Raw genomic sequence first — 22,643 nt, 5'->3', positions numbered from 1 at the left:
ACCCGAAGGTTTCACACGAGTGGTGAGACAGCAATACTGTTGAACGTGATCGGTACGTAGGCCGGCGGCGAGCCGGTGGTGAGCACCGGAGCGGCCGGTGGCGAGAGGGGCGCTGCACATGGAGCACGAGAACGGGACCGTGGCGCAGGAGAACGGTCCTGCGGAGGAGGGCAACGGGCCGTCGGAGGACGGGAACGGCCCGACCGGGAACGCGAACGGGCCGGCCGGGGGCCGGAACCGGCCGGAGCAGCGCAAGAACGCGACAGCCGAGCGCGCGGCCGGCACGGCTGGGCACGGGAACGGAAGCCTGGAGCGCGAGAACGAACCGGCCGACCAGCTCACCGTCGATCAACTCGCCGCCCGCGCGGGCGTGACCGTACGCACGATCCGTTTCTACAGCACCCGTGGCCTGCTGCCGCCGCCCACGATCGGCCCGCGCCGGGTGGGGCGGTACGGCGCCGAACACCTCTCACGGCTCGCGCTCATAGAGGAACTCCAGAACCAGGGCATGACGCTGGCCGCGATCGAGCGCTACCTCCAGCGCCTGCCGGACGACATCAGCGCGCACGACCTCGCCATTCACCGTGCCGTCGTGGCGTCCTGGATGCCGGACACGGTGGACGAGACGACGCGCGGGCAGCTGGAGGGGCGCGTCGGGCGGGAGTTGACCGACGACGAGCTGAAGCGCCTGGAGGCGATGAGCGTTCTCGTCCGTACGGAGGACCCCGACGTCTTCCGCGTCGACCCCGGCCTGGTTCAGCTGGGGGTCAGGCTGCTGGACGTGCCCATATCGCAGGAGGCGATCCTGGCCGCGCGCGAGGTGATGCTGGAACACAGCCGCTCGGCGGCGCGTGAGCTGAGCCGCCTGTTCAAGCAGGAGGTGTGGGAGCCCTACCGGGAGCTGGAGTCGGACCCCGAACGGGTCGAGCGGATGAAGTCGCTCTCGGCACATATGCAGCCCATGGTGGTGCAGGCGCTGGTCACCGCGTTCCAGCGGTCGATGAAGGAGGAGCTGCGGGGCGCCTTCCCTGCGGAGCGGGCCCCGCGGCCCACCTCGGACTGACCCCGGCGGGACCGGCGCCATCGGCCGCTCCTGGCGCCGCCCCCGCTTCCGGTGCGCGCCGGGCAGCCGGGCCACGTCGGGCAGCCGGGCCGTATCGACTGGGGTGCCGCCGGGCCGCGCCGGCTACCGGGCCCTTGTCGGCGTCAGTCGGTGTCAGTCGGCGTCAGTCGGTCGCCGTGTCCGTGAAGGACTCCCCCTTCCCCGCCTTCTCCGCGAGGAGCGCGGGCACGGCGAAGCGGTCGCCATAGCGCTCGCCCAACTCCCGTGCGCGGGCCACGAATCCGGGCAGCCCGCCCTCGTAGCCGTTGATGTACTGCAGCACGCCGCCCGTCCAGGCCGGGAAGCCGATGCCCATGATGGAGCCGATGTTGGCGTCGGCGACCGAGGTGAGCACGCCCTCCTCGAAGAGCCGGACGGTGTCCAGCGCCTCGGAGAAGAGCATCCGCTCCTTCATGTCCTCGAAGGGAATGCCGGGTGTGTCATCGCCCGACCTGGTGAAGTGCTCGCGCAGTCCCGGCCACAGGCGGGCGCGCTTGCCGTTCTCGTCGTAGTCGTAGAAGCCGGCGCCACCGCTGCGCCCTGTGCGCCCGAACTCGTCCACCATGCGGTCGAGGACCGCGTCCGCGGGGTGCGGGGGCAGCTCCTTGCCCTCGGCGCGCAGTGCCTGACGCGTCTCGTCGCGGATCTTGCGGGGCAGGGTCAAGGTCAGCTCGTCCATCAGCGAGAGCACCTTGGCCGGGTACCCGGCCTGTGCCGCCGCCTGTTCGACGGTGGCGGGCTCGACGCCCTCGGCCAGGAGCGCGACACCCTCGTTGATGAAGTGGCCGATGACGCGTGAGGTGAAGAAGCCACGCGAGTCGTTGACCACGATCGGGGTCTTCTTGATCTGCCGTACGAGGTCGAAGGCGCGCGCCAGTGCCTCGTCGCCCGTGGCACGGCCCTTGATGATCTCGACAAGCGGCATCTTGTCGACGGGCGAGAAGAAGTGCAGCCCGATGAAGTCCCGCTGCCGCGCGACCCCTTCGGCGAGCGCGGTGATCGGCAGGGTGGAGGTGTTCGAGCAGAGCAGCGCCTCGGGCGCGACGATGTCCTGGATCTCCTGGAAGACCTTGTGCTTGAGCGCCGGGTCCTCGAACACTGCCTCGATGACCGCGTCACAGCCTGCGACGTCCTGCGGGTCCGCGGTCGGGGTGATGCGTGCGAGGAGCGCGTCGCGCTTGGCTTCCGTGGTCTTCCCGCGCGCGAGCGCCTTCTCCAGCACCCCCACCGCATATGCCTTGCCCTTCTCGGCCGCCTCCTGGGAAACGTCCTTGAGGACGACGTCGATGCCCGCCTTGGCGCAGGAGTAGGCGATTCCGGCGCCCATCATCCCCGCACCGAGGACGGCGACCTTGCGGACCTCGCGCCGGTCGAACTCCTGAGGGCGGCTGCGGCCCGCGTTGACCGCCTGGAGGTCGAAGAAGAACGCCTGGATCATGTTCTTGGAGATCTGCCCGGTGACCAGGTCCACGAAGTACCGCGCCTCGATGACCTGCGCGGTCTCGAAGTCGACCTGGGAGCCCTCGACGGCGGCGGCGAGGATGTTGCGCTGCGCGGGGTAAGGGGCGCCGTTCGTCTGCTTCTTGAGGTTCGCGGGGAAGGCCGGGAGGTTCGCGGCGAACTTGGGATGTGCGGGCGTACCCCCGGGGATCTTGTACCCCTTGGCGTCCCAGGGCTGCTGGGCCTCGGGGTTGGCCTCGATGAAGGCGCGCGCGGCGGCGAGCATCTCCGTCTCGGTCGCCACGACCTCGTCGACGAGCCCGATCTCCTTGGCCTGGGCCGGGAAGTACTGCTGCCCCTGGAGAAGCACCTTCAGCAGCGCGTCCGCGATACCGAGCATCCGTACGGTGCGCGTGACGCCTCCGCCGGCGGGGAGCAGGCCGAGCGTCGCCTCCGGGCAGCCGATCTTGCTGCCCTTGGCGTCGAGCGCGACACGGTGGTGACAGGCGAGCGCGATCTCCAGGCCACCGCCGAGCGTGGCGCCGTTGAGCGCGGCGACCACGGGTTTGCCCAGGGTCTCGATCCTGCGCAGATCGCGCTTGATGCGCATGCCGTTCTCGAAGACCTCCTCGGCGTTCTCCGGCCTCGCCTGGATGAGCAGCCGGAGGTCGCCGCCGGCGAAGAAGGTCTTCTTGGCCGAGGTGAGAATGATGCCGCGCACGCTGTCCCGTTCGGCTTCGAGCCGGTCGGCGACGGCGGTCAGGGAGGACTGGAAGGCCGCGTTCATGGTGTTCGCCGACTGGTCCGGGTCGTCGAAGGTGAGCGTGACGACGCCATCGCCGTCCTGGTCCCAGCGAATGGTGGTGGACTCGGGCATGTCTGGTTCGTCTCCAAAGTCAGTTCTGTGTGGGGAGGGTGGCCCGGCCCCCATGGGGCTGGACCCCTGCGGACCGGGCCCGTGCGGATGGGCCCGTGCGGATGGGCCGGGCCCGAGAGCCGTTGGGCCGTGGGCCCGAGAGCCCGTTGGGCCGTTGGGCCGTTGGGCCGTTGGGCCGTCTACAGCCGTTCGACCACGGTCGCGATCCCCATTCCTCCGCCCACGCACAGCGTGATCAGCCCGTACCGCTGGTCCCTGCGCTCCAGCTCGTCCACGACGGTTCCCAGGAGCATCGCCCCGGTCGCGCCCAGCGGGTGGCCCATCGCGATGGCGCCCCCGTTCACATTCACCTTCTCCAGCGGCAGTCCCATGTCGCGCGCGAAGCGCAGCACGACGGCGGCGAACGCCTCGTTGATCTCGACCAGATCCATGTCCTCCACGGTCAGCCCGGCCTTGGCGAGGGCCTTGCGGGAGGCGGGCGCGGGGCCCGTGAGCATGATCGTCGGGTCGGCGCCCGAGACGGCGGCCGAGAGGATACGGGCGCGCGGCTCCAGCCCGTAACGCTTGCCCACCTCCGCGTTGCCGAGCGCGACGAGCGCCGAACCGTCCACGATGCCCGAGGAGTTGCCCGCGTGGTGCACGTGCTCGATCCGCTCGACCCAGTGGTACTTCTGGAGCGCCACCGCGTCGAAGCCGCCCACGTCGCCGACGACCTCGAAGGACGGGTTGAGCTTCGCGAGGGAGTCGGCCGTCGTGCCGGGCCGGATGTGCTCGTCCTGGTCGAGTACGGTCAGCCCGTTGCGGTCGAGGACGGGGACGACGGACCGCGCGAAGCGGCCGTCCTTCCACGCGGCTGCCGCCAGTTCCTGCGAGCGCGCGGCGTACTCGTCCACGTCCCTGCGGCTGAAGCCCTCGATGGTGGCGATGAGGTCGGCACCGATGCCCTGGGGCACGAAACCCGTCTCGAAGTTGGTCATCGGGTCCGCGAACCAGGCGCCCCCGTCGCTGGCCATCGGCACCCGGGACATGGACTCGACGCCACCCGCCAGTACCAGGTCCTCCCAGCCCGAACGCACCTTCGCAGCCGCGAGGTTGACAGCCTCCAGGCCCGAGGCACAGAAGCGGTTCTCCTGTACCCCCGCGACGGTGTCGGGCAGTCCGGCGGCGATGGCCGAGATCTTGGCGATGTCGGAGCCCTGGTCCCCCACGGGGCCGACGACCCCGAGCACCAGGTCGTCGATGGCGGCCGGGTCGAGACCGGGCAGCCGGCGGCGCATCTCGTGGATGAGCCCGACGACGAGGTCGACGGGCTTGGTGCCGTGCAGGGCACCACTGGCCTTACCCCGCCCGCGCGGGGTGCGGATGGCGTCGTAGACGAACGCTTCGGTGGTCACGGGGTGGGTGCCTTTCGTGTGTGCGGGAGGGGCTTGAGTCCCGAAGGGCCGCCTGTACGGAGGGCCTTGTCCGGGAGGGCGCCTGTACGGGGCCCGTGCGAGGGGCCGTACGGGAGGGGCTCTGTACGGGTGGGTCGGTTCTCGGGAAGGCTCCGTACGGGAGAACTGGGCTCTGTACGGGAGCGAGCCTGCCCCCGGCAGGGCTGTGCTCAGGCGAGGAGGGAGCGGCCGATGATCTCCTTCATGATCTCGGTCGTGCCGCCGTAGATGGTCTGGATGCGGCCGTCGGTGAAAGCCTTCGCCACGCGGTATTCGTTCATGTACCCGTACCCGCCGTGGAGTTGGAGGCAGCGGTCGGCGGCCCGCTTCTGGAGTTCGGTTGCCCACCACTTGGCCATGGAGGCGTGCACCGCGTCCAGCTCGCCCTTCGCGTGGTCCTCGATGCAGCGGTCGAGGAACGCGCGCGTCACCGCGCACTCGGTGGCCATCTCCGCGATCTCGAACCGGATGTGCTGGAGCTTGGCGAGCGGCCTGCCGAACGCCTCACGTTCCTTCACATACTCCGTGGTGATCTCCAGAAGGTGCTCGGCAGCGGCGATCCCGGCGACGGCTATGCCCATGCGCTCCTGCGCGAGGTTGGTCATCAGGTGCACGAAAGCGCCGTTCAGTTCGCCCAGCAGGTTCTCCTTGGGAACCACGACGTCGTCGAAGAACAGCTCCGCCGTGTCCTGTGCCTTCTGCCCGATCTTGTCGAGGTTCCGGCCGCGCTCGAACCCCTCCATGCCGCGCTCGACCACCAGCAGGCTGAGGCCGTGCGCGCCTCCCTCGGGTGTCGTCCTGGCGACGACGATCACCAGGTCGGCGAGGATGCCGTTGGAGATGAACGTCTTCGAACCGTTGAGCAGCCAGTGGTCGCCCTTGTCCTCGGCCGTGGTGCGGATGCCCTGGAGGTCGGAGCCCGCGCCCGGCTCGGTCATGGCGATGGCGGTGACCGTCTCGCCCGTACAGAAACCCGGCAGCCAGCGGCGCTTCTGCTCGTCCGTGCCGAGAGAGGTCAGATAGGGGCCGATGATGTCGTTGTGCAGTCCGACAGCGAGCCCGGCAGCGCCCGCGCGCGTGAACTCCTCGGCGAGGACGGCGGCGTACCGGAAGTCGTCCTCTCCCCCACCGCCGTACTGCTCGGGCACAGCGAGGCCGAGCAGCCCCTGCCGCCCCGCGGCGAGCCACGCCTCGCGGGAGACGATGCCGTCCCGCTCCCACTGGTCGTAGTACGGCTCGACCTCCTTGGCCAGGAACGTGCGGACGGTGCGGCGGAACGCCTCGTGGTCCTCGGTGAAGATCTGGCGCTTCATGGCGTGGGCTGCTCTCTGTCGGGCGTTGCGGCGGGCTGGGGTGCGGCCTGTGGTGCCGCGCCGCGTCCCGCCGATTCCATGAGGTACGGCATCTCCCAGTCGCGGGCGATCTCCTCCGCGTGCGCTCCTGGCAGCGCGGGACCGCTGGCCACGGCCGTGGGCGTGGCGGAGAAGCGGGGCGCAGGAGCCGGCTGTGTGATGCCGCCGTGCTCGACGTAGGTGCCGCGCGCCGCGAGATGCGGGTGGGCCGGCGCTTCCCGCAGGGAGAGAACGGGCGCGACGCACGCGTCCGAGTCCTGGAAGACCCCGGTCCACTGCTCACGCGTACGGGTGGCGAAGCGCGCCGCGATGGCCTCGCGCAACTTCCCCCAGGCGGCCGGGTCTTCCCGTAGCTTCGCCTCGTCCCCGAGGCCGAGCAGCCGCGTGAACTCCGCGTAGAACTTGGGTTCCAGCGCGCCCACGGCCATGAAGCCGCCGTCCGAGGTCGCATAGGTGCCGTAGAAGGGGCAGCCTCCGTCGAGCAGGTTGGCCGCGCGTCTGTCCTGCCAGCCACCGGCCGCCAGCATGCCCTGGATCATGGCCGTCAGATGGCTGGTCCCGTCGACGATCGCGGCGTCCACGACCTGCCCGGCACCGCCCTCGCTCCGGGCGTGCTGGAGCGCGGCAAGGATCCCGATGACGAGGTACAGGGAGCCGCCCGCGTAGTCGCCCAGCAGATTGGCGGGGGCGTACGGCGGGCCGTCGGCGGGTCCCGCCATGCCGAGGGCTCCGGTGACGGCGATGTACCCGATGTCGTGTCCCGCGCGCTGGGCGAGCGGTCCTTCCTGGCCCCAGCCCGTCATACGCCCGTACACGAGCCGCTGATTGCGGGACAGGCAGGCGTCGGGTCCGACACCGAGCCGCTCGGCGACTCCGGGTCTGAACCCCTCGATGAGCACGTCGGCACGCTCGACGAGGGAGAGCACGGCCTCAACTCCCCGCTCGCTCTTGAGGTCGAGGAGGACCGAGCGCTTGTTGCGGTTCGTGACGTCGTGCTCTGCCGAAGCGGCGAGGGCGCCGCCCCCCGGACGGTCGACACGGACCACGTCGGCGCCCAGGTCCGCGAGGGTCATCGCGGCGAAGGGACCGGGCCCGATACCGGCCAACTCCACGACGCGGACGCCCGCGAGAGGTCCTGCGGGGCGTGCCGAAGCGTGCCGCACTGTCGCTCCGACGGCCCTGGCGTGCTCTCCGGCTGCTGTCATCAAGCCCCCAGCTCTGTGACACAACTGATGTAACACCAGGAATGCTAAGAACGGCTCCCCCATTCCACAAGCCCCCCAGACGACCCCGCACGGGTCCGCACCGCGTCCCGGGCGGCGCAAGGCGCCACCCTCTTCCGGGAGTTCGCGTGCCCGCCGTTTCCCGGAGTCGCCGTGCCCCGCCAGGGACCCGGCCCGCGGCGACGGCGCCCCGGTCCTGGCGGTCGGCACGGCGCCGGCAGGCCCCGTCACCGGCCGCGGGGACAGCGGCCCCCGGGCCCCGGCCCGACACCGGCACGCGGGGGCCGCTCCTGACACCGGCACAACGGGGCTTTGTCCCTCGAAAGAGGGCTGGACAGCATGATGGATCTTTGCGTAATGTTGCGTGAAAGAGAGCAGTTTCACGCACTTTCACGCAGTCGGGTTCCGAGGTCCAGGCCGCCGGGATCCCAAGGAGGGGGTGTCCTCGCATGGGCGGAACGGCATACATGGAGCAGGAGTTGCGCAGCCAGCCGGAGACCTGGCGCGCTGCTGCCAAGATCGGTGCGGAAGCGGGCGCGCTTCCGTCAGCGGGCGCGCGGGTGGCGGTGGTCGGCTGCGGAACCTCCTGGTTCATGGCGCAGGCGTACGCCGCTCTGCGCGAGGGCTCCGGCCAGGGAGTCACGGACGCGTTCGCTGCCTCCGAGGCGTTCCTCGGGGAGAAGCGGAAGTACGACGCGGTGGTCGCGATCACCCGCTCCGGCACCACGACGGAGATCCTGCGGCTTCTGGAGGCCGTGAAGGGCCGGATCCCGACCGTCACGGTGCTCGGCGACCAGGACACCCCGGCGACGGCGCTGTCGGACGACACGGTCGCGCTCTCCTTCGCCGACGAGAAGTCGGTGGTCCAGACCCGCTTCGCGACGACGGCGCTCGCGCTCTTCCGCGCACACCTGGGCGAGGACCTCACAACGGCCGTGCGTGAGGCGGAGGAAGCGCTGACCGTTCCGGTGGAGCAGGAATGGGTGGACGCCGAGCAGTTCTCCTTCCTCGGCACCGGCTGGACCTACGGGCTGGCCAACGAGGCGGCGCTCAAGATGCGCGAGGCGTCCCAGAGCTGGACGGAGTCCTATCCCGCGATGGAGTACCGCCACGGTCCGATCGCCATCGCCGCACCCGGCCGCGTCACCTGGCTCTTCGGCGAGGCCCCCGAGGGCCTGGAGCGCGAAGTGACCGGCACGGGGGCCCGCTTCGTCTGCCACGCACGTGACCCTCTCGCGGACCTCGTGCTCGTGCAGCGGGTGGCGCTGGAGCGGGCACGCGCCCGGGGCCTCGACCCCGACAACCCCCGCAGTCTCTCGCGCTCGGTCATGCTGGACGCCTGAGGCACCGGGCACCCGGCACCGCCGGGTGCCCGGTCTCTCTCCCCCACCGCCACTCGCGCCTTCCGCTCCTCCGCCCTCCCCTCCTGTTCACCACCGCCGCTCGCTGCGCCGCGGTCAGCGCCGACAAGGGAATTCCAGGACCATGCCTCTCGTCTCCACCTCCTCGATCCTTCACCGTGCCCGCGAGAGCGGCGCCGGCGCCGCGGCCTTCAACGTCATCCATCTGGAGACCGCCGAGGCCCTGGTCACCGCCGCCGACCGTACGGGCGTCCCGCTGATCCTCCAGATCAGCGAGAACTGCGTCCGGTACCACGGCAGCCTCCTCCCCCTCACTCGCGCCACGCTCGCTCTCGCCGAGGCGGCGAAGACCGGGGTCTCGGTCCATCTGGACCACGTCACGGACGCCGAGCTGGTGCGCCAGGGCGTCGAGGCGGGCGTCGGCTCGGTGATGATCGACGCCTCCACGCTGCCCTACGAGCAGAACGTCGCGACCACGGCGAGGCTGACGTCCTGGTGCCACGACCGGGATGTGTTCGTGGAGGCCGAGTTGGGCGAGGTCGGCGGCAAGGACGGGGTGCACGCACCGGGCGCGCGGACGGACCCGGACGAGGCAGTAAAGTTCGTCGGCGCGACGGGAGTGGACGCTCTCGCCGTCGCGGTCGGCTCCTCGCACGCCATGCGGGAGCGGACGGCGGTGCTCGACAAGGAGCTGATCGCACGGCTCCGGGAGAAGCTGCCCGTTCCTCTGGTCCTGCACGGTTCGTCGGGCGTTCCCGATGAGGAGCTGCGGCAGGCCATCACGGCGGGCATGACCAAAATCAACATATCGACGCACCTGGTCTCGGTCTTCACCCAGGAAGTGCGCGAGGCACTGGACGCCGACCAGGCGCTCGCCGACTCGCGCAAGTACATCGCCCCGGCACGCGAGGCGGTGGCACGGGAGGCCGCACGGCTGCTGGGCGTACTCGGCAACGACGGACGGTCCGCTTAGCTTCCGGGGACCCCGGAGTCCCGGAGCCCTTCGGGGTTCCGGGTCCCGCACCTGGGGTCCGGGTCCCGGGTGCGCCGAGCGCCGGAAGACGCCCGAGGGACAGGGGAAGAGGAGACAACAGGTGAAGCGCCACGAGCGGATGAACGCGCTGCTGGAGCTGCTCGGGGAGCGTGGCAACCTCGATGTGGACGAGGCCGCCACCGCGTTGGAGGTCTCGGCAGCGACCATGCGCCGCGACATGGACGCACTCGCCGAGCAGCAGTTGCTCACCCGCACCCGGGGCGGAGCCGTACTCAGCTCGGTGACGTACGACCTGCCGATCCGGTACAAGCGCGGGTACCACACGGCGGCGAAGGAAGCGCTCGCACGCACAGCGGCCGGCATGGTCGAGCGCGGTGGCGTGGTGGGACTCAGCGGCGGGACGACGACCACGGAGATCGCCCGCGCCCTGGCGACCCGCGCCGACCTGGCCGAGCCGGGACCCCAGCCGCATCTGACCATCGTGACCAACGCGCTGAACATCGCGAACGAGCTGGCAGTGCGCCCGCAGATCAAAACGGTGCTGACGGGAGGCGTCGCGCATTCGCGGACGTTCGAACTGACGGGCCCCTACAGCGAATTGATGCTGCGACAGATCACCGTGGACATCGCCTTCATCGGGGCCAACGGCATGGACCCTGAGATAGGCGCCACCGTCCACGACGAGGCCGAGGCACGGATCAACGGGCTGATGGCGGAGCGGGCCGAGAAGGCCGTCGTCGTCACGGACTCCACGAAGGTCGGCACCCGCTGTTTCGCGCGCGTCGGCGGCTCGGAGGTCTTCTCCGCCTTCCTGACGGACGACGGCGTGCCGGAGGAGGCACGGCGGGAGTTCGAGGAGCGAGGGCTGCACGTCATCCTCGCCGACGAGGGCGAGCCCTGGGACGACCGGCGCAGCTGACCCGCGCCGCAGCGGAGAACCGGGAGCGGAGCCGGCCGACTGCTCAGCGGTGGCCGACGACGTTGACCACGCGGCCGTTGGGGTCGACGGCGAAGAAGCGGCGGACTCCCCACGGCTCGTCGCGGAGTTCGTGCACGATACGCGCGCCGCTCGCGACCATGGTCGCGTAGGCCGCGTCCACGTCCTCCACCTCGATGCTGATGTCGGGCCGCACCTCAGCGGTCTCGTCCTTCGTCATAAAGATGAGCTGCGCGGTGGGGTTGGCCGGTGAGGCGAGGGTCATGACCCATCCCAGGTTCATGACCTCCTCGAAACCGAGCAGCGAGTAGAAGTCACGGCTCTCGTCCATGGCTTCGGTGTGGATGTCGGGCACGACTCTGCGGATGGTCATCTGCGGCTCCCGTTCCTGCGTTCCGGCACGTGGCGAGGCACTGACGGGCCGCGCACCTGACGCGAGCCCGGGTGTTCGATATATGTTCGATCTTAGAGCAGTCCGGCTCCCTCAAGAAGACGGCGCACCGTTTCCACGGAGGCGGGGCACAGCGGAATACGGGAAGGCGCCGCGGCGGGGCCCGGGCTCCGCCCCGCGCCATCCGGAGCGACGCGGGCACGCACGCCTGGTGACGTGCGCCGGGGGCGGGGTCAGACTGTGGGGCCAGACCGTGCGGAGCCTTGCCCTGACGTGCCGTCAGGGCCCTGGGGAGGTCCAGCGCCATGTATCCCGGAGTCCACGCGTCCACTCATCCCGGCAAACCCGCTGTCATCGCGGCCCGTACGGGCGAGTCCCTGAGCTACGCCGAGCTGGAGGAGCGTTCCGTCCGGCTGGCGAACCTGCTGCGGGACGCCGGGCTGCGTCCCGGCGACCATCTCGCGCTGCTGTCCGACAACGATCCGCGCTGCCTGGAGGTCTACTGGGCGGCGATGCGCTCCGGCCTCTACCTCACCGCAGTCAACAGCCACCTCACGACGGACGAGACGGCCTATGTCGTCCAGGACTGCGGCGCCACCGTTCTGATCGTCTCGGAGACACTCGCCGACCTCGCCGCCGCGCTCGTGCCCCGGACGCCGGGCGTCAAGCTCCGCCTGGCATACGGGCATTCGGACGCGAGGGGGCACGCGGACCGTCCCACTCCCCCCGACGGGTACGCGTCCTACGAGAAGGCGCTGGCCGGAGCCTCTCCCGTGGCACCGGCGCGGCAGCCCCGCGGCGCCGACATGCTGTACTCCTCCGGCACCACAGGACGACCCAAGGGGATCCAACCCGCGCTCTCCGGTGAGGACATCACCGAAGGCCCCGCCATCTTCACCGCGATCTTCGCGCCCCTCTACGGCTTCGACACCTCGACCGTCTACCTCTCGCCCGCACCGCTCTACCACGCGGCGCCGCTCCGCTTCTGCGGCGTGATCACCGCAACGGGCGGCACGGCCGTCCTGATGGACTCCTTCGACGCCGAGGAGTGTCTCGCCCTGATCGAACGGTACGGCGTGACGCACGGGCAGTGGGTGCCGACCATGTTCGTCCGCATGCTGAAGCTGCCCGAGAAGACCAGACAGCGGTACGACCTGACCTCGCTGCGGGTCGCGATCCACGCCGCAGCTCCCTGCCCCACGGAGGTCAAGCACCGGATGCTGGAGTGGTGGGGCCCCGTGCTCCACGAGTACTACTCCTCCACCGAGGGCAACGGGCTCACCGTCATCACACCGCAGGAGTGGCTGCGCAAACCGGGCTCCGTCGGCCGCTCGGGGCTCCTGGGCGACCTGCGCGTCTGCGACGAAGAGGGCGCCGTACTGCCGCCCGGCACCACGGGCACCGTCTACTTTGCACGCGACGAGCCGCCGTTCGCCTACCACAACGACCCCGAGCACACCGCCGAGGCCCGGCACCCCGAGCACCCCAACTGGACGACCACGGGCGACATCGGACATGTCGACGAGGACGGCTATCTCTTCCTCACGGACCGTAAGGCGTTCACCATCATCTCCGGCGGGGTGAACATCTACCCGCAGGAGATCGAGAACTGTCTCGCCCTCCACCCCCGCGTCGCCGATGTCGCGGTGGTCGGTGTGCACGACGCGGAGATGGGGGAATCCGTACGCGCCGTGGTGCGGCCCGAGCCGGACTCCGTACCCGGACCCGAGCTGGAGCGCGAGCTGCTGGCGTATGTACGGGAACGGATGGCGCACCACAAGGTGCCGCGCGCCGTGGAGTTCACCGACACACTGCCACGCACCCCAACAGGCAAGCTCGCCAAGGGCGCCCTGCGCGAGCGGCTGAACCGCGCGGCGCTGGAAGCGGAGCGGGAGGCCGCGCGGAAGGCCGCGCCGGAGGCGGAGGAGGCAGTGTGAGCCGGGCCTGCCGAGGGGTGGGTGGGGTCGGCGCGGACGGTCGCGCGGGCGAGGTCAGCGCGGACGGTCGCCCTTCAGCGTGACCCGCTCCATCACACGAGGAGCCGGGAAGTAGTCGGAGACGGCGTAGTGCTGGGTGATCCGGTTGTCCCAGAAGGCGACGGAACCCCGTTCCCAGTGGAACCGGCACTGGTACTCGGGGTGCCGCGCCTGCTCGTAGAGAAGTTCGAGCAGTTCGGCGCTCTCGGCCCCGGGGAGCCCGTCGATCCTGTCGGTGAAGACCCTGTTGACGTAGAGGATCTTCCGGCCGGTCTCCGGGTGCGTGCGGACCACGGGGTGCTGTACGGGAGGGTTCTTGGCGCGGGCCGCCTCCAACTGCTCCGTGCTGAGCAGCTGTCCGAAGCTGCGTACGAAATCGTGGGTGGCCGTACGGCCGTCGATCAACTCCCTTACACGCGCGGGCAGTCCGTCGTACGCGGCTGCCATGTCGGCCCAGAGCGTGTCCCCGCCCACGAGCGGCACCTCGACCGCGCGGAGCATCGAGCCGAGCGGCGGCGTGGCCGAGAAGGAGACATCGCTGTGCCAGATGTTCTCCACACCCGGAGTCTTCTCGTCATGCGCGAGCCTGACGACCTCGGGGATCTCCGCCTTCGGCAGGAACGGGTGGACCTCGGGCTCGCCCCAGTGGCGGGCGACCTCGGCGTGCCGGGGCGCGGTCAGCTTCTGGCCACGGAAGAAGAGCACCTTCCACTCCAGCAGCGCGCGCTTCAGCTCCGCGAGCACCGGCCCGTCCAGCGGTTCGGCGAGGTCGACGCCGCGCACCTCGGCCCCGATGACCGGGGTGCACGGCACGAGGTCCACATGCGTGTACGGCTCGTCGGTGCCGCCGGAGGAGAGGGCCCGGGCCCTGAGTGCCGGGCGCACACCGCCCTTGACCGCACGTACGGCGTTCAGCGAACTGACTGTCGGCATGGTGGAACCGCCTCCCTTCGGGGCCGTCTCACGCGGCCTCCCGCCCCGCCCCGCTGGGCCTGGTGCCACGCGGGGAGCAGGGCCGGCCCGCAAAGTAGTGCGGCCCGGGTGAACAGTCCATGGCCGCGCATCGCGTCCGCACCCTGGTTCACCCCCACACCACCAGCCCTGCCGCGAGCGCGGCGATGACCACGCTGGACACCAGACCGGTCACCGCACGCCCCCGTACGCCCGTGAGCGCACGCCCGAGCGCCACTCCGCCCGAGGCGAGCAACAGTTGCCAGCTGAGCGAGGCGAAGACGATCGCGCCGACGAAAACGACCCCGCCCAACCACCCGCCGCCGCCCGGATTCCGCCGGCCGAGGGCGAGCGCGGAGAAGTAGATGACGGCCCACGGGTTGAGCAGGGTCAGCCCGAGCAGACCGAGGTAGGCGCGGGGCGCGGTACCGAGCGCGGCCCCGTCACGGAGGGAACCCGAGGACCGGCGGACCCGGAGAAAACGGCGAGGGCCAGGGAGACGGCGCGGACCAGGAGGGCGTCGAGGCCCGGGTAGACGGCGGATCCTGGGCAGCGGGCCTCGGAACCCGAGCGAGCGGAGAGCGGTTCTGCCGGAGCGCACCGCCATCAGCGCCAGTACCCCGGCGGCCGTCCAGCGCAGGGGGTCGGCGACCGGTTCGACGGCCCGCGCCGCAGCGGCCCCGCCCAGCACGGCGACCGCCGCGTACGCGCCGTCGGCTGTAGCGACGCCCAGGGCACCCGCCGCGCCCACCCGGAACGACGTGCGCGCGGTCAGGCTCACCAGCAGTACCGCCAGGGCGCCAACGGGAACGGCTACCGCGTACCCGGCAACCAGACCTCCCAGCGCGGTTTCTGCGAGCGGACCCGCCATCGAGTTGGTCATGTACGCAGCGTGTCCCGGCCCGTTCGTTCGGGTCCATCGAAAGTTTCCGCAACGCATCGTGTGGAATGGCCGGATGATTGATTCCCGGCTCCAGACGCTGCGCGTGCTCCACCAGTACGGCACCGTCACAGCGACCGCCGAGGCGCTGCACCTGACGCCGTCCACCGTCTCGCAGCAACTGCGCCAACTCGCCGCGCACGTGGACCTGGAACTGCTGGAACCGGTCGGGCGCAGGGTCAGGCTGACCCCGGCCGCGCTGGCACTGCTGCGGCACGCCGACGCGTTGCACGCCCGCTGGGAGGAGGCGACCGCCGATCTGGCAGCGCACCGCGAGGGCGCCGCCGGCCGCCTGCGGATCACGGCGATCGCGACCGCGCTGGCCGCGCTCGCCGTACCGGCAGCCGCCCGCTTGCGCGATCAATGGCCCGGTCTTGACGTGGAGTTGTCGGAAAACCCCGTAGAGGACCGGTACGGGCTGGTGCTGACCGGAGAGGCCGACATCGCGGTCGTCCTGCCCACCCCGGACAGTCCCCCGGCCGACGACCCCCGCTTCACACGGCGTTCACTCCTCGAAGAACCGCAGGATCTGCTCGTTCCCCGTACACACCCCTTCGCCGCCCGCACAGGCGTGCCGCTGGCCGAGGCCGCCCATGAGACCTGGATACGCTCCGGCGACCCCAGGGACCAGTACCAACTGCTGCTCTCCGCCTGCGCAGCCGCCGGGTTCACACCCCGGGTGTGCCACGCCGCGGTCGACTGGACGGCGGTGGCCGCGCTGGTCGCCCATGGCTTCGGGCTGTCCCTCGTCCCGCGCCTCGCACCGGTACCGTCCAGCCTGCCGCTGGTCCGGGTGCCGCTACAGGGCAGGCCCTCGCCGGTACGCCGTGTCGTCGCCTGCGTGCGCCGCGGTGCCGAGGAGCAGCCGGCCGTAGCCCATGGCCTCACCGCCCTCCAGGAGACGGCCGCCGCCTATGCCGGTACGCCGGGAACGGGCACTCCCTGAGTGCGCCAGTGCGCCATGAGCGTACGTACGGGCGACTGTCCGCCCCACCGGTCCGGCCTCCTCCCGGGCCGGCCTCCTCCCGGTCCGGTGGAACTCCGGTCGGTGGAACCCCGGTCGGCTGAAGTCCGGCCCGTTGGACTCCGGTCGGCGCCGAGCGGGCTTCATCCGGTCGGTGGGGCTCCGTTCAGTGCCGCGTGTGCTCCAGCCGTGCGATGCGGCCCTTCTCGCCGGATGCCCAGCAGCCGAGGTCACGCGCGCAGTCCACGGTGTCGTAGGAACCCCGGTCGAAGGTGCGCCAGTTCCGTCCCCCGTCCAGGGTGAGGTCCGAACCGGTGGGGCCGACGGAGAGCGCGACCGTACGGGTGTGCGGAAGCCAGCTGACTCCCGAGCGGTACTCGGGAACGGGCCGGGCGCTGGCCTTCCAGCGTGCGCCCCCGTCGCCCGTCACCGCCGAGGCGCGGGGCGAGGGCTTGCCCGCCTCGTAGTTGCCGCCCACGACCAGCCCGTTCCGGGCATCGCGGAAGGCGAGCCCGAAGGCGCCGCGCGCGGATTCTGCGGCGGGGAGCGGTGTCTCGGCCACGCTCCAGTGGCGGCCACGGTCAGCGGTGTGGAAGACCCGCGAGGAGTCGGCGCCGCCCGTGGCGAACCACGCGTTCCGGCTGCCCGAACTGGTGAGGCACTGGCCACTGGCCGCGAAGTTGGCCTCTCCCTGCCGCGCCGCCGGCATGCCGTCCCCGGGCAGCACCCGCCAGTTCCTGCCGCCGTCACGGGTGGACAGAACGCGGAATTTGCCGTCCACAGGGTCGCCGACGACGATCCCGTGGCGCTGGTCGAAGAAGGTGACGCAGTTGTAGAAGGCGGCGGGGTCGTCGTTGCGGAACGTCTCGGTCCAGTGGGCTCCCGCGTCCTCCGTGCGGAAGACGCGCGACGCGTCGCCCTCCCCGATCGCGAGCACCACGGCACCGCGCCGTCCGAAGGTCTCGACGTCGCGGAACTCCAGCCCCGAGGCGCCTGGCGGTGACACGTTCCGCCAGCTCGCGCCGCCGTCCCCGGTACGCAGCACCGTGCCGCCGCTGCCCGCGACCCAGGCCGTCGACCGGCTGACGGCCGACAGGCCGCGGAACCGCGCGGTGCTCCCGCTCTCCTTGAGCGACCACCCCGGCGCCCCAGCCGCCGCCTCGCCCTCCTGGCGCGCACGCACGAACGGCGCCCGCATCTGCGTGCCCGTCCGCGCCAGTGCGGGGGCCCGCGTTCCCGTCCGCGCCTGTGCCTGTGCCGCCGAGCCTGTCTGCGCCGGTGGTTGGGCCTGCGCGGGTGGTTCCACCTGCGGTCGCGCCTGCACGGGTGCACTGCCGAGTGCCGCGCACACCGCAGCGCCGCACAGCGCGAGAGCCCACATCCGTCTCATCGTCCCCGCCCGTCCCTCGCCCCTACTGGCCGCCGTAACGTAGCCCACTCCCGCCCCGCCGTCACCCGCTCTCGCGCCTTCCGGTGCCAAAATGCGCGACATGGATCAGTTTTCACCGGCTGGAGAGTCCGGAACGGCCGAGGGCCTCGCCGCCGGCGAGGGCGGAAAGACCGATGAATCCGTACGCCCGCCCGATGCGCCGGACGGCGACCGGAGCGGCCCGGCGGCTGTGGGAGGCGGACAGCACAGCGGCACCGGCCAGGCGTGGGCGGCGCTCGGCGGCGATCCGGCACTCCTCGCCCGCGTCTCACGGAAAGCCGGCGCCGTCCCGCTGCCCTCGGCGCTGCCCGTAGGGGAACTGGCGACCTCAACGGTGACGGCGTGCTCGCTGGCCGCCGCCGAGTTCTCCTGCGTACGGGCACGCAGCGCGCTGCTGCCGCCCGTACACGTGGACGACGGCGCGGTCGGAGCCGCCTTCCTCGGCGACCGCCTGGTGCGGATCGACGGCCGCCCCCCGGTCACCTTCGCGCCGCTGTCCCGCTACTGGCGTACGGCGGACGGCTGGGTCCGCACCCACGCCAACTACCCGCACCACCGCTCCCGGCTGCTGGCGACGCTGGGCATCACCGACACCGGCCCTTCCGGCGACGAGGCGGCAGCCGCGCGGCTGGCGGCCGAGCTGGCCGAGCGCCGTTCCGGTGAGGTCGAGGCCACGGTCTTCGCGGAGGGCGGCCTGGCCGTCGCCGTCCGTACGCCCGACCAGTGGGCGGCACATCCGCAGCGTGCCGCCGTGGCGGTGGCACCGCTGATCGCCACGGACCGGCTCGACGCCGCGCCGCCGCTGCCACTGGACGGGCCTCCCGGGCCTGGCGGACTCCAGGGTCTGCGCGTACTGGACCTGACCCGGGTGATCGCGGGCCCGGTCGCCACGCGCACACTGGCGCTGCTGGGCGCCGACGTGCTGCGCATCGACGCACCCGAGCGGCCCGAGTTCGTGGACACACACGCGGACTCGGACCTGGGGAAACGCTCCACACTGCTGGACCTGTCCACCCGCACAGGACAGGCGGCCTTCGAGGAACTGCTGTCCTCCGCGCATGTGGTGGTCACCGGTTACCGTCCGGGGGCGCTCGACAGATTCGGTCTCGCACCGGAATCGCTGGCCGACCGGAGGCCGGGACTGGTGGTGGGCCAGCTCTCCGCCTGGGGAACGACGGGGCCGTGGCAGCGCAGGCGCGGCTTCGACAGCCTGGTGCAGGCAGCGACCGGGATCAGCGTCATCGAGGCGGAGGCGATGGCACAGGCGGGTGCGGAAACCGCGGCGGTGGGACCGGAAGCCGCAGTGGGAACGCCGGGGAAGAGCACGGGCACTCCCCCTGAGGCTCCTCGCTCGCCGCTCGCGGAGCAGTACGGTGCGCACGCTGCCGATCGCACGCCCAGGGCTCTGCCCGCGCAGGCACTGGACCACGGCACGGGTTATCTGCTCGCGGCGGCACTGCTGCGCGCCCTCACCGAACAGCGCGCGGGTACGGCCGGGTCACGCCTGGTACGGCTCTCCCTCGCCCGCACGGCGCACTGGCTGCTGCACGAGGTGCCCGCTGCGGCGGGGCCGGGCAGCGTGGCCGACCACGAGCCGGGCCCGGCAGGCGAGTTCGACCCGTCACCGTGGCTGACCGAGACCGACAGCCCGCTCGGCCGCCTCCGTTACGTGCTCCCCGCCGTCGGATTCGGACCCGTGGGTTCCGGGGACCAGGACGGTGCGCGGAGCCCCGCGGACTGGTCACGTGTGACCGGGGCCGTCGGCGGAGACAAAGCCGTCTGGCAGTGAGAACGCCGTCCGGTAGTGACACGGCGCGGACGGACCGCGGGATACGGCGGGGACGGTGAGATACGGCGGGTACGGACCGTGGGATTCCGGTCCGTCCCCGGCGTTTTGCGGTCCTACTCCAGTGACTTGCGGTCCGCTTCCCGCTCCACTCCCCGGTCCCGTTCCCATCCCAGGTCCCGCCCCCGGTCCCGGTCCTGTTCCCGGTCCCGTCCCCGTTCGCCGGGTGCCGGTTTCTGCTCGGTGGCCACGCCGCCCATGACGGCGAGCCCCGTGACGATCACGCGGGGCGCCCCGGGTTCTCCGTGGGAGTTGGCCGACGAGTCGAAGCCGCCCATGATGCCGACGCCGCGCACCTCGACCTCGATACCTTCAGGAACCACTACTTGCACGCCGCCCCAGAGTGCGAAGCAGCGGATCACTACTACGCGGTCCTCGAAGCGGGCGTTACGCAGGTCGATCTGGCCGCCGCCCATCACGGTCACCGATGTGAAGTTCCTGGGCACCGTCCAGCCGCCCTTGCGGCTGAAGCCGCCCAGGAGGCCGATACCCCACCGGGAGGTGCCGGTCCCTCCGATGCGCTCCGTCCAGCGCCGCTTCCCCGCGGGTGCCGCGGGGGCGCTGCCAGGAAGGACGAGCGAGGTGTCCCGGCCCTCCTCGCCCTGCGGTGAGGGAAGATCGCGTACGAGCTTCACCAACTGGCCGTGCGTGCGCGCCTCATAGGCGCCGTCCAGGCGTTCCTGGAACTCGTCCATCCCCAGCCGCCCCTCGGCCAGTGCGTCGCGCAGTACCTCCGCCGTCTGCTCGCGCTCGGCGTCCGACGCCCTGATCTCGGGCAACTCCTCTGTCATGGACCGCAGCTTACGCGGACACGGCGACTCAGGCCCCGCCAGGGAATCCGAGCAGCCACTCCCCCAGAAGCACCAGCACGAACCCGAGCCCCAGCACCGCCGTCGCCACGCGCGTACGCCCCCTGCGGCTGAGCACGATGGCCGTACCTGACAGGGTGAGCGCGATGCCGTAGAAGCCCACGGTCAGCACCGAGGGCGCCGTGCCCAGGCGTACGACCAGGGCGACGGCCACGGCGAGCATGACGGCGGCGGACAGCACGATCCGGACACGGCGTGCCTGGCGTGGCGTCAGAGACGGACGTATCTCTTCCCGTTCATCGGTCTCGTCCGTCTCGTCCGCTGCGAGGTGCGGGGCTGTGGGTGAGGGTGAGTTGGCTTCCGGCATGCACGGGAGCGTATCTGCCTCCGGTGACAGGCGGGAGCCTCGGCGTCACCCAGAGCTGGCCTTTCCACCAGGATCCGCGGGCCCTCCGAAGGCTGCACGAGCTCTACAAGCCCGCACCGCACCGCGGCCCCTCCGAGCCCGCGATCCCTCAGAGCCCGAGACTCCTCCGGCCGCTACGAACCCTTTGATCCCTTCGAGTCCTTCGAACCTTCGGAGCCCTTGGAGTCGCCCTTGGACCCGCTCTTGTCGCCGCCCGCCCATGCGCGGAGGGCCGCGCGGCTGTCGAATTCACCGAGGTTGGTGTCGATCGGACTGCTCGTGTACTGATGGAAGCGCCAACGGTGCTTGATGCCCGGCTCACCGGGCTTGCCGTTGTAGTGCGCGATCCACAGGCCGTCGCCCGCGAACGAGGTCTTGTCGCGGTTCAGCCAGAAGTTGACGTTGCAGTAGAGCAGCACCTTGTGGTCGGGCCGCTTCTCCTGCACGTACTTGATCCACTCGTCCTTCTCGCCGTTCCCGACCTTCGCGTCCTCCCAGTCCAGCACCAGCATGTCGCCCGGGACGAGGTTGATCTTGGAGAGGAAGTAGTCGGCCTGGGCCTTCATGCTGCCCGACCGCACGAAGTGGTAGAAGCCCGTCACCAGTCCGGCGTCACGCGCTGTCTTGCGCTGCGCGACCCACTTGGGATTGGTGTAGGACTTCCCCTCTGTGAGCTTGATGAAGACGAACTCGATGCCCCTCGTGCTGTAGTCCTCCGGCTGGTACGAGGAGACATCGATCCCCTTGATCATAATTGTGCGCCACCTACCCTTCGTTCACTCTCTGGGTTCCTTCGATTACTCTTTGATACCCGCTGAACGCCACACCGTACCGCCGCACGTCCCGCCGGACACAGGGAAGTTGTTGCACGGGGTGACCGGTGTACGGATCGGGCGATGGGCGCGGTTCCTCCACACCTCTCCCCCGCCCGGCCCCTCCCCCGGAGCGCCGGGCGTTGGCAGAATCTGCCCGTTCCCGCACCACCCCCGCGCCGCCGAGGCCCCGCGTGCCCCACCCCGCCAGGCCACGGCTCGCCAAGAGAAAAGGTGGCCCATGAAGTTCAGTTACGCGATGCTCCCCGACTACCCCCTCAAGGAGTCGCTGGCCTCGATCCGGCTCGCCGACGAACTGGGCTTCCACGCCTGTTACGCGGCGGACGAGACCTGGCACAAGGACATGTGGCTGCTTTTCGCCGCCGCTGCGGGCCAGACGGAGAACATCCGCTTCGGCCCCAGCGTCACCCCCGTCACGCTGCGGGAGCCCTCGTTGATCGCGCAGGCGGTCGCCACCCTGGACGAGCTGTCGAACGGGCGTGCCGAAGCGGTGCTCTCCAGCGGCAACTTCGGCCTGCTCGCGCAGTACGGCATCGACTGGACGCACACCAAGCCGCTGTCGCGCACCAAAGAGGCGCTCGCGGTCGTGCGCACGCTGCTGGACGAGGGAGCGATCACACGGGAGGGCGAGTTCTACTCGTACAACGGCCTGTTCACCTTCGCACGGCCCGTCCAGCAGAGGGTCCCGCTGAAGCTGGGCGCGATGCGCGGCCCCAAGTCCTTCGAGGCGGCAGGTGAGCTCTCGGACGGCTGCCACCACGCGCTCAGCTACACGCGCCCCGCCTACGACTACGCCGTCCAGCACATCAGGGCGGGTGCCGAGCGGGCCGGCAAGGACTGGCGGTCGCTGGACATCGGCGCCTGGGTCGTCTTCGCGACCGGTACCGACTCGGCCGCCGCCAAGGACGCGGCACGCAGCATGGTCGGCATCTACGCCTCCTCCATGCCGGAGGAGCAGCTCGTCAGGAACGGCGTCGACCCGGCCGAGATCAAGCCGATCGTGGACGCCATCGGGGCGGGCGATCTCGCCCGCGGCATCGAACTGACCACGCCCTCACTGGCGGACAGGCTCTCGATCTCGGGTACGCCCGAGGAGTGCGCGGAAAAGATCCGCAGCGAGATCGCCCCCTCCGGCGTGAACCACATGATCTGCGCGATCACCGATCGCTCCCTGGTGAAGACGTTCACAGGTCGCGATCTGGAGGGCGCGGCCGACGTGAACACACAACTCAGGCTGATCCACGACCGGATCATGCCCGCTTGCGACTGACCCCACGGGGGCTGCCTGTGCGCGGTCCGAATGCGGGCTGCTCGTGCGTGGCCACGTCCGGGCCACGCACGGGATCCACGCGGGCTGGGCACGGGTTCCGTGCGAGCGT

19 protein-coding genes are annotated in these 22,643 nt (G+C 70.9%); 8 read left to right on the top strand and 11 right to left on the bottom strand.

Annotation, left to right across the window (positions count from 1 at the left end):
* Positions 1-307 precede the first annotated feature (307 nt).
* A complete protein-coding gene (locus NMN56_RS03645; RefSeq protein ID WP_274042302.1) occupies positions 308-1,063 on the top strand; it encodes a MerR family transcriptional regulator in 756 nt (251 codons plus the stop codon).
* Between the two features lie 163 nt (positions 1,064-1,226).
* Here the strand turns inward: NMN56_RS03645 and NMN56_RS03640 are convergent, their stop codons facing one another.
* From NMN56_RS03640 to NMN56_RS03625, 4 genes are all read right to left on the bottom strand, one after another.
* Positions 1,227-3,419, bottom strand: coding sequence for a 3-hydroxyacyl-CoA dehydrogenase NAD-binding domain-containing protein (locus NMN56_RS03640; protein WP_274042269.1), 2,193 nt, complete (start codon positions 3,417-3,419; stop codon positions 1,227-1,229).
* Between the two features lie 179 nt (positions 3,420-3,598).
* Positions 3,599-4,813: an acetyl-CoA C-acetyltransferase gene (locus NMN56_RS03635; RefSeq protein ID WP_274042268.1), complete on the bottom strand. Its 1,215-nt coding sequence runs from the start codon at positions 4,811-4,813 to the stop codon at positions 3,599-3,601.
* 209 nt (positions 4,814-5,022) lie between these two features.
* Positions 5,023-6,165, bottom strand: coding sequence for an acyl-CoA dehydrogenase family protein (locus NMN56_RS03630; RefSeq protein ID WP_274042267.1), 1,143 nt, complete (start codon positions 6,163-6,165; stop codon positions 5,023-5,025).
* Positions 6,162-7,409 carry a CaiB/BaiF CoA transferase family protein gene (locus NMN56_RS03625; RefSeq protein WP_274042266.1) on the bottom strand — a complete coding sequence of 416 codons (1,248 nt, stop codon included), beginning with the start codon at positions 7,407-7,409 and terminating at the stop codon, positions 6,162-6,164. Before NMN56_RS03625 ends, NMN56_RS03630 begins: the two co-directional genes overlap by 4 nt.
* Positions 7,410-7,876: 467 nt before the next feature.
* On the opposite strand from NMN56_RS03625, the gene NMN56_RS03620 reads away from it, so the two are divergent.
* The 3 genes from NMN56_RS03620 (at position 7,877) to NMN56_RS03610 (ending at position 10,701) form a co-directional block, all read left to right on the top strand.
* Complete coding sequence (locus tag NMN56_RS03620; RefSeq protein ID WP_274042265.1) at positions 7,877-8,770, top strand: SIS domain-containing protein; 894 nt, start codon at positions 7,877-7,879, stop codon at positions 8,768-8,770.
* 142 nt (positions 8,771-8,912) lie between these two features.
* Positions 8,913-9,761: a class II fructose-bisphosphate aldolase gene (locus NMN56_RS03615; RefSeq protein WP_274042264.1), complete on the top strand. Its 849-nt coding sequence runs from the start codon at positions 8,913-8,915 to the stop codon at positions 9,759-9,761.
* 121 nt (positions 9,762-9,882) lie between these two features.
* On the top strand, positions 9,883-10,701 hold the full coding sequence (locus NMN56_RS03610; RefSeq protein ID WP_274042263.1) for a DeoR/GlpR family DNA-binding transcription regulator: 819 nt from the start codon (positions 9,883-9,885) through the stop codon (positions 10,699-10,701).
* Between the two features lie 43 nt (positions 10,702-10,744).
* Here NMN56_RS03610 and NMN56_RS03605 read toward each other — a convergent pair whose 3' ends face one another.
* The gene (locus NMN56_RS03605) at positions 10,745-11,092 is read right to left on the bottom strand and encodes a VOC family protein (RefSeq protein ID WP_274042262.1); all 348 of its coding nucleotides are present in this window, start codon (positions 11,090-11,092) and stop codon (positions 10,745-10,747) included.
* Positions 11,093-11,415: 323 nt separating this feature from the next.
* Here NMN56_RS03605 and NMN56_RS03600 point away from each other — a divergent pair, with 323 nt between their 5' ends.
* Positions 11,416-13,047, top strand: coding sequence for an acyl-CoA synthetase (locus tag NMN56_RS03600; protein ID WP_274042261.1), 1,632 nt, complete (start codon positions 11,416-11,418; stop codon positions 13,045-13,047).
* Positions 13,048-13,101: 54 nt separating this feature from the next.
* Here NMN56_RS03600 and NMN56_RS03595 read toward each other — a convergent pair whose 3' ends face one another.
* A complete protein-coding gene (locus NMN56_RS03595; RefSeq protein WP_274042260.1) occupies positions 13,102-14,019 on the bottom strand; it encodes a TauD/TfdA dioxygenase family protein in 918 nt (305 codons plus the stop codon).
* 148 nt (positions 14,020-14,167) lie between these two features.
* The gene (locus NMN56_RS03590) at positions 14,168-14,920 is read right to left on the bottom strand and encodes a LysE family transporter (RefSeq protein WP_274042259.1); all 753 of its coding nucleotides are present in this window, start codon (positions 14,918-14,920) and stop codon (positions 14,168-14,170) included.
* Between the two features lie 73 nt (positions 14,921-14,993).
* Here NMN56_RS03590 and NMN56_RS03585 point away from each other — a divergent pair, with 73 nt between their 5' ends.
* Entirely contained in the window at positions 14,994-15,923 is a 930-nt protein-coding gene (locus tag NMN56_RS03585; protein ID WP_274042258.1) for a LysR family transcriptional regulator, read from the top strand.
* Between the two features lie 184 nt (positions 15,924-16,107).
* On the opposite strand, the gene NMN56_RS03580 is transcribed toward NMN56_RS03585, so the two are convergent.
* On the bottom strand, positions 16,108-17,139 hold the full coding sequence (locus tag NMN56_RS03580) for a WD40/YVTN/BNR-like repeat-containing protein (protein ID WP_274042301.1): 1,032 nt from the start codon (positions 17,137-17,139) through the stop codon (positions 16,108-16,110).
* 283 nt (positions 17,140-17,422) lie between these two features.
* Here NMN56_RS03580 and NMN56_RS03575 point away from each other — a divergent pair, with 283 nt between their 5' ends.
* Positions 17,423-19,159, top strand: coding sequence for a CoA transferase (locus NMN56_RS03575; RefSeq protein ID WP_274042257.1), 1,737 nt, complete (start codon positions 17,423-17,425; stop codon positions 19,157-19,159).
* 113 nt (positions 19,160-19,272) lie between these two features.
* Here NMN56_RS03575 and NMN56_RS03570 read toward each other — a convergent pair whose 3' ends face one another.
* The 3 genes from NMN56_RS03570 to NMN56_RS03560 all read right to left on the bottom strand — a co-directional run bounded on the left by NMN56_RS03570 (position 19,273) and on the right by NMN56_RS03560 (position 21,183).
* The gene (locus NMN56_RS03570) at positions 19,273-20,007 is read right to left on the bottom strand and encodes a DUF1707 SHOCT-like domain-containing protein (protein WP_274042256.1); all 735 of its coding nucleotides are present in this window, start codon (positions 20,005-20,007) and stop codon (positions 19,273-19,275) included.
* Between the two features lie 28 nt (positions 20,008-20,035).
* Positions 20,036-20,392 carry a hypothetical protein gene (locus NMN56_RS03565; protein WP_274042255.1) on the bottom strand — a complete coding sequence of 119 codons (357 nt, stop codon included), beginning with the start codon at positions 20,390-20,392 and terminating at the stop codon, positions 20,036-20,038.
* A 173-nt stretch (positions 20,393-20,565) separates the two neighbouring features.
* A complete protein-coding gene (locus NMN56_RS03560) occupies positions 20,566-21,183 on the bottom strand; it encodes a glycoside hydrolase family 25 protein (RefSeq protein ID WP_274042254.1) in 618 nt (205 codons plus the stop codon).
* A gap of 301 nt (positions 21,184-21,484) precedes the next feature.
* Between NMN56_RS03560 and NMN56_RS03555 the strand changes: the two genes are divergently transcribed.
* Positions 21,485-22,534 carry an LLM class flavin-dependent oxidoreductase gene (locus tag NMN56_RS03555; protein ID WP_274042253.1) on the top strand — a complete coding sequence of 350 codons (1,050 nt, stop codon included), beginning with the start codon at positions 21,485-21,487 and terminating at the stop codon, positions 22,532-22,534.
* Positions 22,535-22,643: the final 109 nt, after the last annotated feature.

The sequence above is a fragment of the Streptomyces iconiensis genome, assembly GCF_028657195.3.
Classification (GTDB): domain Bacteria; phylum Actinomycetota; class Actinomycetes; order Streptomycetales; family Streptomycetaceae; genus Streptomyces; species Streptomyces iconiensis.
This window is presented reverse-complemented; position numbering and strand designations above follow the sequence as displayed.